Origin of the sequence: Nocardia sp. NPDC057455 (genome assembly GCF_042802775.1) — a bacterium.
GTDB lineage: Bacteria > Actinomycetota > Actinomycetes > Mycobacteriales > Mycobacteriaceae > Nocardia.
This window is the reverse complement of sequence record NZ_JBHVDM010000156.1, coordinates 1-7,924: the sequence shown is the minus strand read 5'-3', so window position 1 is coordinate 7,924 and position 7,924 is coordinate 1. Positions and strand designations below refer to the sequence as shown.

8 protein-coding genes and 1 pseudogene are annotated in these 7,924 nt (G+C 68.8%); 3 read left to right on the top strand and 6 right to left on the bottom strand.

Annotated features, from left to right (window positions below; all coding sequences use genetic code 11):
• Window positions 1-31: 31 nt before the first annotated feature.
• The gene (locus ACFU5M_RS33460) at window positions 32-1,432 is read right to left on the bottom strand and encodes an amidase (RefSeq protein WP_379055448.1); all 1,401 of its coding nucleotides are present in this window, start codon (window positions 1,430-1,432) and stop codon (window positions 32-34) included.
• A gap of 12 nt (window positions 1,433-1,444) precedes the next feature.
• Window positions 1,445-2,410: a D-2-hydroxyacid dehydrogenase gene (locus ACFU5M_RS33455; protein ID WP_379055446.1), complete on the bottom strand. Its 966-nt coding sequence runs from the start codon at window positions 2,408-2,410 to the stop codon at window positions 1,445-1,447.
• Between the two features lie 86 nt (window positions 2,411-2,496).
• Between ACFU5M_RS33455 and ACFU5M_RS33450 the strand changes: the two genes are divergently transcribed.
• The 3 genes from ACFU5M_RS33450 to ACFU5M_RS33440 are packed head-to-tail and all read left to right on the top strand — an operon-like array spanning window position 2,497 to window position 4,635.
• Entirely contained in the window at window positions 2,497-3,237 is a 741-nt protein-coding gene (locus ACFU5M_RS33450) for an Asp/Glu/hydantoin racemase (RefSeq protein WP_040868092.1), read from the top strand.
• 14 nt (window positions 3,238-3,251) lie between these two features.
• The gene (locus ACFU5M_RS33445; RefSeq protein WP_379055444.1) at window positions 3,252-3,983 is read left to right on the top strand and encodes a maleate cis-trans isomerase; all 732 of its coding nucleotides are present in this window, start codon (window positions 3,252-3,254) and stop codon (window positions 3,981-3,983) included.
• Entirely contained in the window at window positions 3,970-4,635 is a 666-nt protein-coding gene (locus ACFU5M_RS33440; RefSeq protein WP_379055442.1) for a GntR family transcriptional regulator, read from the top strand. The genes ACFU5M_RS33445 and ACFU5M_RS33440 overlap by 14 nt, the downstream gene beginning before the upstream one ends.
• 260 nt (window positions 4,636-4,895) lie before the next feature.
• Here ACFU5M_RS33440 and truB read toward each other — a convergent pair whose 3' ends face one another.
• The 4 genes and pseudogenes from truB to ACFU5M_RS33420 all read right to left on the bottom strand — a co-directional run.
• A complete protein-coding gene (truB, locus tag ACFU5M_RS33435) occupies window positions 4,896-5,792 on the bottom strand; it encodes a tRNA pseudouridine(55) synthase TruB (protein WP_379055440.1) in 897 nt (298 codons plus the stop codon).
• Complete coding sequence (gene npt, locus ACFU5M_RS33430; RefSeq protein WP_379055438.1) at window positions 5,792-6,460, bottom strand: 4'-phosphopantetheinyl transferase Npt; 669 nt, start codon at window positions 6,458-6,460, stop codon at window positions 5,792-5,794. Before npt ends, truB begins: the two co-directional genes overlap by 1 nt.
• A 58-nt stretch (window positions 6,461-6,518) precedes the next feature.
• Window positions 6,519-7,475: a metallophosphoesterase family protein gene (locus tag ACFU5M_RS33425; RefSeq protein WP_379055436.1), complete on the bottom strand. Its 957-nt coding sequence runs from the start codon at window positions 7,473-7,475 to the stop codon at window positions 6,519-6,521.
• Window positions 7,476-7,533: 58 nt separating this feature from the next.
• A pseudogene (locus tag ACFU5M_RS33420) lies at window positions 7,534-7,924 on the bottom strand (MATE family efflux transporter); the annotation flags it as partial.

The following is a 7,924-nucleotide window of genomic DNA, read 5'->3' as shown; positions in this document are numbered from 1 at the left end:
GCCCCGCGGCATGCCGCGGGGCCACTCGCGTTCAGGACGCCAGCACGAATTCGGCGTAGCGGGCCACCGCAAGGACCAGATCGTCCGAGTGCCGCGGACCGACGATCTGCAGCCCGACCGGCAGGCCCGCGCTGGTGGTGCCCGCCGGGATACTGATCGCGGGCTGCTGGGTGAGATTGAACGGATAGGTGAACGGGGTCCACTCGGGCCAGCTGCGCAGGCCGCTGCCCGGTGGCACGTCGTGTCCCGCCTCGAAGGCCGGAATCGGCACCGTCGGGGTGATCAGGACGTCGTAGTCGGTGTGGAACGCGCCCATCCTGATGCCGATCTGGGCCGCCACGTTGCGCGCCGCGAGATAGTCGACGGCGGTGACGGTTTCACCGCGCTCCCAGACCGTCCGCAGCCCGGAATCCACCCGGTCGCGTGTGCCTTCCGGGTAGCCGGACAACATGGTGGCCGCGCCGGCCGCCCAGAGCAGTTCGAATGCCTCGCGCGGATCCTCGAAGCCAGGATCGGCGACGCCGACCGTGAGTTCGGCCTCGGCCAGGCGAGCCACCGCCGCGTCCACGATCGCGGCGACCTCGGCGTCGACCCTCGCGTAGCCGAGCGTCGGTGAATACGCGACGCGCAATCCCCGCACGTCGCGCTGCATCTCGGCACGAAACACGGTGAGCGTGGGAGCCAGTGCGGTGGGGTCGCGCGGATCCGGCAGGGACAGGATGTCCATCAGCAGCGCCGCGTCCTCGACGGTGCGGGCCATCGGGCCCGCGTGCGCCAGCGGACCGAACGGACTGGCCGGGAACAGCGGAATCCGGCCATAGGTGGGCTTGAATCCGACGATGCCGCAGAAGGCCGCCGGAATGCGCACGCTGCCTCCACCGTCCGTGCCCACCGAGACCGGGCCCATGCCCGACGCGACGGCCGCGGCGCTACCGCCGGAGGAGCCGCCCGCGGTAGTGGACGGATCGGCCGGATTGCGGGTGACACCCGCCAGCCTGCTGTCGGTGACCGCCTTCCACGCGATCTCCGGAGTAGTGGTCTTGCCGAGGAAGACCATGCCGTCTTCCCGCAGCCGTGCGGCCACCGGACTGTCCACCGGCCACGGTCCGGCCGGATCGATCGACGTGGACCCGCGCCGGGTGGGCCAGCCCTCGGTCAGGAAGACGTCCTTGATCGAGATCGGCACACCGTCGAGCAGGCCGCGGGCGTGACCGGACTGCCAGCGGGCCTCGGAATCCTTCGCCTGCACCAGGGCGCGATCGGGGTCTACGAGACAGAAGGCGTTCAGCGCGCCGTCGCGGTCGGCGATCGCGCGCAGGATCGCCTCGGTCGCCTCGACGGGCGACAATGCGCCCGCCGCGTAGGCCGAGACCAGCTCGACCGCGGTCATGGCGGTCGGGTCGGTGGGATGTTTCTTGTCGGGGTAGCTCATGGATGGGCTCCTTCAGCCGGGCACGTACCCCAGCCTTTTGTCGACCACGTTGTCCAGCGGACGTCCGGCGATCCAGTTGTCGAAATTCTCGGTGAACGCGTCGACGATCTCGGTACGCCACCCGATGAAGTCACCGGAGTTGTGCGGGGTGATCCGGACGTTCGGCAATTCCCACAGGGGGTGATCGGCGGGGAGCGGCTCGGGGTCCACCACATCGAGCGCCGCCGCGGCGATCGATCCGGTGCGCAGCGCGGCGACGAGATCGTCGGTCACAACGAGTTCCCCGCGACCGACGTTGACAAACCTGGCGTGCGGTTTCATCGCGGCGAAGGCGGCGGCGTCGAACATGTTCCTGGTCTGCTCGGTGAGCGGGGCAATCGCGACGACGTAATCGGCGCCGGCCAGTTCGGCGTGCAGATCGGTGGCGACCTCGCCGAAATCCGGGTCGGACGCGCGCTCGCGCCTGCCGACCGCGCGCACGGTCATCCCGACCGCGCGCAGCAGCCGGGCGATATGGCGTCCGATCGAGCCGGTGCCGACGATCAACGCCGTCGTGCCGGCGACAAGTTCGGATTCCCGATGCCGCCACTCGTGCCGCTGCTGTAGCAGCAGCGAGCCGGACAGGTCCTTGGCGAAGCCGAGAATCTGGCCGAGCACGTATTCGGCGATCGCGGCGTCGAAGACGCCCCGGGTGTTGGTTACCACTACATCACTCGCCCGCAGCTCGGGAAACATCGCCGGGTCGACACCGGTCGACCCCATGTGTACCCAACGCAACCGGTCGGCGGCATGCCAGGCGGCGGGCAGCGCCCGCGTACGGAAGTCGTAGACGAACAAGACCTCCGCTCCGCGCAAGGCGTCCGCCAAACCGGGTGCCTCGGTGTACCTGATGGTGGCGCGGCCTGCTACTCGGTCCATTCGCTCGGCGTCGGGCACACTGTCACTGTGCAGGACGACGACAATCGGGCCCTGTTCCACATTGACACACTAAGATCACATCGTATGATTGTCAACAATCCGATCGTGTTCGGAGGTCGTCCCGGCTGAGCGCGAGAGGGGCCGTAGTGGATCTGAGCTTTCCCGACCTGGAGGGGCCCGTTGCTCAACGGGGCATCGGGATCATCGCACCGTTCGATCTCGCCCTCGAACGAGAGCTCTGGCGCTGGGCGCCGCTGGACGTGAGCCTGCACCTGGCCCGCACACCCTACGAGCCGGTCCCGGTTTCGCTGGAGATGGCCGAATTGGTTTCCGACGCAGCGCATCTCACTGCGGCCACGCACAACGTGCTGCACGTGGAACCCGAAGTCGTGGCATACCTGTGCACGTCGGGCAGTTTCATCAAAGGCCTCGCCTACGAGAAGTCGTTGCGCGACACCATCTGCCGGGCCGGGGCGCAGGACGCGGTCACCACCTCGGGCGCGTTGCTGGAGGCGATCCGCCATCTGGACCTCACCCGGATCTCGGTGCTCACCCCCTACGACGAGATCCTGACCCACCGGCTGCACGAATTCCTCGCCGAGGCCGGGTGTTCGGTGGTCCGCTCCGACCACCTCGGGCTCGGCGGCGGCATCTGGAAGGTCAGCTACCGCACGATCGCCGAACGCATCGTCGGCGCCGACGACCCCGAGGCCCAGGCCGTCTTCGTCAGCTGTACCAACCTGCCGACCTACGACGTGATAGAGCCGCTGGAGAAGGCCCTCGGCAAGCCGGTGCTCACCGCCAACCAGCTCACCATGTGGGCATGTCTCGGCCGGATGAAGCTGCCGATGATGGGCCCCGGCAAGTGGCTGCTCAACGTTTTCTGAAGGAAGAACATCGCATGGACGCACCCACCGTCGGTTTCATCTACCCCGACCACGCCGCAGAGGACGACTACCCGCTCGCGGCTGCGGCGATCGGCGCACACCTTCCGGTAGCCCACATCTACGGCACCGATCTGCACGCCGTTCCCGAACTGCTCGAACTGGGCAGCCCGGAGAAACTGCGCCTCGGCGCCTCGCTGCTCGCCCGGCATCGCCCCGACGCGATCGTCTGGGCCTGCACGTCCGGCAGTTTCGTCTACGGACCCGAGGGCGCCCGCGATCAGGTGCGCGCGCTGGCCGAGGTCGCGGGCGTGCCGGCGACCAGCACCAGCATCGCGTTCGCCGACGCCGCGCACGCGCTCGGACTGCGCACCGTCGCCATCGCCGCCAGCTATCCCGACGAGGTCGCCCGGCTGTTCGTGGAATTCCTCGCCGCCGCGGACATCGAGGTCGTCTCGATGTCCAGTGCGGGGATCGACACCGCCGCCGAGGTCGGTACCCTCACCCCGGCCCAGGTGCTGCGACTGGCGGCGGACAACGACCACCCCGCCGCGCAGGCGCTGCTCGTCCCCGACACCGCGATGCACACCATGGCGGTACTGCCGGACCTGGAGGCTACGCTGGGCAAACCGGTGCTCACAGCCAATCAGGTCACCATCTGGGCGGGTCTGCGGCTGGCCGGCGCGGAGCCGGTCGTACCCGGCCTCGGCACCTTGTTCGCGGAAAGGCAGATCGATGTCCGTCGTTGATTTCGAGCCGGTGAACCGGCAGTCGACCGCGGAGATGATCGCCGATCGGCTCCGCGAGGCGATCATGCGCGGCAGCCTCGCGCCCGGATCGCAGCTCGGCGAAGCCGACCTGGCCGCGCAATTCGCGGTCTCGCGCGGGCCGGTGCGCGAGGCGATGCAGCGCTTGGTGTCCGAGGGCCTGTTGCACAGCATCCGCCACCGCGGCATCTTCGTCATCGAACTGAGCCTCGACGACGTCGTCGACATCTACCGTGCCAGGACGGCGCTGGAGGGCGGCGCGCTGGATCTGATCCTCGACGGCCGCCGCCCGATCGCCTACGAGGCGCTGGGGCCCAGCGTCGAGGAAATGGTCGTCTGCGCCGAACGCGGTGACGCGGTGGGGGTATCCGAGGCCGACCAGGCGTTCCACGAGGCGCTGGTGGAAAGCGCGGCTAGTCCGCGGCTCGTCCGCGCGGCCCGCACGTTGCTGATCGAGACACGGATGTGCCTGGGCGCCTTGCAGACCACCTACCCGGACCTGCGGGAACAGGCCCGCGAACACGTCGGCCTGCGCGAGGCGATCGCCACCGCGAAGCCCGCGCACGCCCGCGCTCTGCTCGTGGAGCATATGGACGACGCGGTGCAGCGCCTGCGCCACCAAATCGGGAATTAGACCTGTCCGCCGCGCCTTTCGGTCCGGCGCGGACCAGTTCGTCGGACTACACCCGGCTGCGTCGCATACGCGGCACTGCCGATTCGCGCGCCGCTATCGGGAGAGAAAGTCCAACAGCGCGCGGAATTCCGGCAGCGAGGCGCGACCAGGCCGAGACGAAGGTGCTCGATATCGAGTCGGCGGCGGGCGATCTCGTTTTCCAACCGAACTCACCCGAGTTGCGCGAGCCAGAACGGATTCACCCGACGATCGCAGCACCCCTACAGATTCGCCGGGCGCACGACCATGACCGATGCGGCGCGCTTACCGCTTTCGCGCACCAGCGCGATGGCACGGCCTTCCGGATCGATCGCCGCATAGACGTCGGAGATACCGACCGGTTCGAGCCAGCGGCCGTTGCGCAGGTCGTCGGCTTGCTTCTCATCGACGTCCCGGTGCGGAAACGCGGTTCGGACCGCAGCGTCCATGTCGAGGCTCAACGGTGGCGCACCCGACTCGGCGGCGGCCAGATCGTCCAGGGTGCGGGCGTGCTCGAGCGTGAACGGGCCGACCCTGGTGCGGCGCAACACGGTCAAGTGGCCGCCGACACCGAGGACGGCGCCCAGATCCCTGGCCAGCGCGCGGACATAGGTGCCCGAGGAGCATTCGACCACCACGTCCAGGTCGACGAAATCGCCGGTGTCGCGCCGGGCGAGCACGTCGAACCGCGACACCGTGACCGGACGGGCGGCCAGCTGGACGTCTTCGCCCGCGCGGTGGCGGGCATAGGCGCGCTCACCGTTCACCTTGATCGCGCTGACGGTGGCGGGCACCTGGTCGATCTCACCGGTCAGTCCGGCGGTGCGCGCGGTGATGTCGTCATCTGTGAGGTGACCGGCCGGGGTCGTCGTGAGCACCTCGCCTTCGGCGTCGTCGGTGCTGGTCGCCTGCCCTAGCCGGATGGTCGCGGTGTACGCCTTGGTCGTCAAGGTGAGCAGGCCGAGCAGTTTGGTCGCGCGCTCCACACCGAGCACCAGCACACCGGTCGCCATCGGGTCGAGGGTGCCCGCATGACCGATCTTCTTGGTGTGCAACAGCTTCCGGCATTTCGCGACGACGTCGTGGCTGGTCCAGCCACCGGCCTTGTCGATGACGAGCAGCCCGCCGAGTCCGTCCATCAGACGTGCGTGATCGCGGTCAGGATGTACCCGTCGGTGATCAGCCAACGGCCGTCGAACGACATCAGCGGCGGCCCACCGTCGGTGGTCTGCCCCGGCACCAGCAGTTCGGTGTGGAAGCTGCCGCGCCCGGAATCGGCGGAGCCGTCCTCGATCTCGAACGTGATGTGCGCGTCCTCGAAGCCCAGCCAGCGCGCCGTCAGCGGGAACCACGCCTTGTAGGTGGCCTCTTTGGCACAGAACAGCAACCGATCCAGGTGCAGCTCGGAGTCGGTGGTCTTCAGCCATTCCCGCTCCGGGGGCAGACTGACCGAGTCCAGTACGCCGTCCGGCAACGTGGCGTGCGGCTCGGCGTCGATGCCGATGGAACGGAACCGCAGCTTGTGGCCCAGCGCGGCGGCCTGGTAGCCGTCGCAGTGGGTCAGGCTGCCGACGATCCCGCGCGGAAAGACCGGAGCGCCGCGCTCACCTTTGCCGATGGCAACCGGCGACTCGCCGAGCTGCGTGAGCGCCAGCCGGGCGCAGTGCCGCGCGCCGATGAAGTCACGGCGCCGCTTCTCCACCGACTTGGCGATCAGATGTTCCTCCGCAGGATGCGGCCGCAGATCCTCCGGGTACGCCAGCAACTCGGCCGAGGCCACACCCGTGGGCAGAATGTTCTCGATCATCACCGACGAGCGTAGTCCAGCCGCGCAGGGCGGTATCGCAGCGCCATGTTCGGCGCGACTACAGTCCGCGCCGCTGCTGCGCTTTGCTGCGCATCTCCGCGGCGGCGGCTTCCATCTCGGGCGTCACCTGGAAGTGCCCGCCCCACTTGTTCAGCGTGCCCGGCGGGTACTGCGGGGTCGGCAAGATCTGGCGCAGCAAGCGCTCGGGCAGGCCGCGGCGCTGCCATTCCCGCGGGTAGCCGAGCGAGACCTCCTCGAACCGGACGCCGTCGTAGTGCGAGGTGCGCGGGATGTGCAGGTGGCCGTAGACCGAGCAGACCACGTTGTAGCGGGTGTGCCAGTCCGCGGTCAGTTCGGTGCCGCACCACAGCGCGAACTCGGGGTAGAACAGCACGTCGGTCGGCTGCCGGACCAGCGGGAAGTGGTTGATCAGGACGACCGGGGTATCAGGGGCGAGCGCGTCGAGCTTGCGCTTGGTCACCTGCACCCGGGCGTGGCACCATGCGTCCCTGGTCAGATACGGCTCCGGCGAGAGCAGGAACTCGTCGGTCGCCACCACATTGCGCTCGCGGGCGATCGCCAGACCCTCCGCCTTGGTGGTGGCTCCCTCCGGCAGGAACGAGTAGTCGTACAGCAGGAACATCGGCGCCAACGTGACCGCTCCGCCGTGCTCCTCGGCGCCCGCGCCCTGCCATACCGGATAGGGGTCCTCCGGCGTGAGGACGTCGAGGTCACGACACATCGACACCAAGTAGTCGTAGCGTGCCACCCCGGACATCTGCACCGGGTCCTTCGCCGTCGTCCACAGCTCGTGGTTGCCCGGCACCCAGATCACCTTGGCGAACCGGCCGCGCAGCAGCTCCAGCGCCCACCGGATGTCCTCGGTCTTCTCCCCCACGTCGCCGGCCACGATGAGCCAGTCCTCCGGCGAGTCCGCCCTGATCTGCTCGACGACCGGCCGATTGCCCTGGTGCCCGACATGAATGTCGCTCACCGCCATCAACTTGGGTATCACCACACCTACCTTGGCACATCCGTCCGCATTCACGCGCACCGGCCGAGCCGGGTGTCGGTCACCTCGGCATGTCTGCGCCGACCAGGGCCCACCGGCCCGACAGCGCCCGCCACGCGACGGCGATCAGCCGCAACAGCATGAACGCGGCAAGGCCGGACCAGATTCCGGCGACGCCCCAGCCGAAGGCCAGCGACAACCAGATGGCGGGCAGGAAGCCGAGCAACGCGGCGGCGAGAGTGGTGGTACGCAGATATGCCGCGTCGCCCGCACCGAGCAGCACCCCGTCGAGGGCGAAGACGACGCCCGCCACCGGAATGAGCGCGACGAAGAACCACCACACCACGTGGGCGCGCTCGAGCACTTCCTGGTCCTCGGTGAACAGCGCCGGAATCGCCACCGCTCCCGCCGCGAAGCAGACGGCGAGCCCGAGGCTGAAGATCTCCGACCAG

What these genes read in the sequence shown, in the direction of transcription:
- ACFU5M_RS33445 (WP_379055444.1), top strand. Translation starts at nt 3,252, where the DNA reads ATGGACGCACCCACCGTCGGTTTCATCTACCCCGACCACGCCGCAGAG.
- ACFU5M_RS33440 (WP_379055442.1), top strand. Translation starts at nt 3,970, where the DNA reads ATGTCCGTCGTTGATTTCGAGCCGGTGAACCGGCAGTCGACCGCGGAG.
- npt (WP_379055438.1), bottom strand. Translation starts at nt 6,460, where the DNA reads ATGATCGAGAACATTCTGCCCACGGGTGTGGCCTCGGCCGAGTTGCTG.
- truB (WP_379055440.1), bottom strand. Translation starts at nt 5,792, where the DNA reads ATGGACGGACTCGGCGGGCTGCTCGTCATCGACAAGGCCGGTGGCTGG.
- ACFU5M_RS33460 (WP_379055448.1), bottom strand. Translation starts at nt 1,432, where the DNA reads ATGAGCTACCCCGACAAGAAACATCCCACCGACCCGACCGCCATGACC.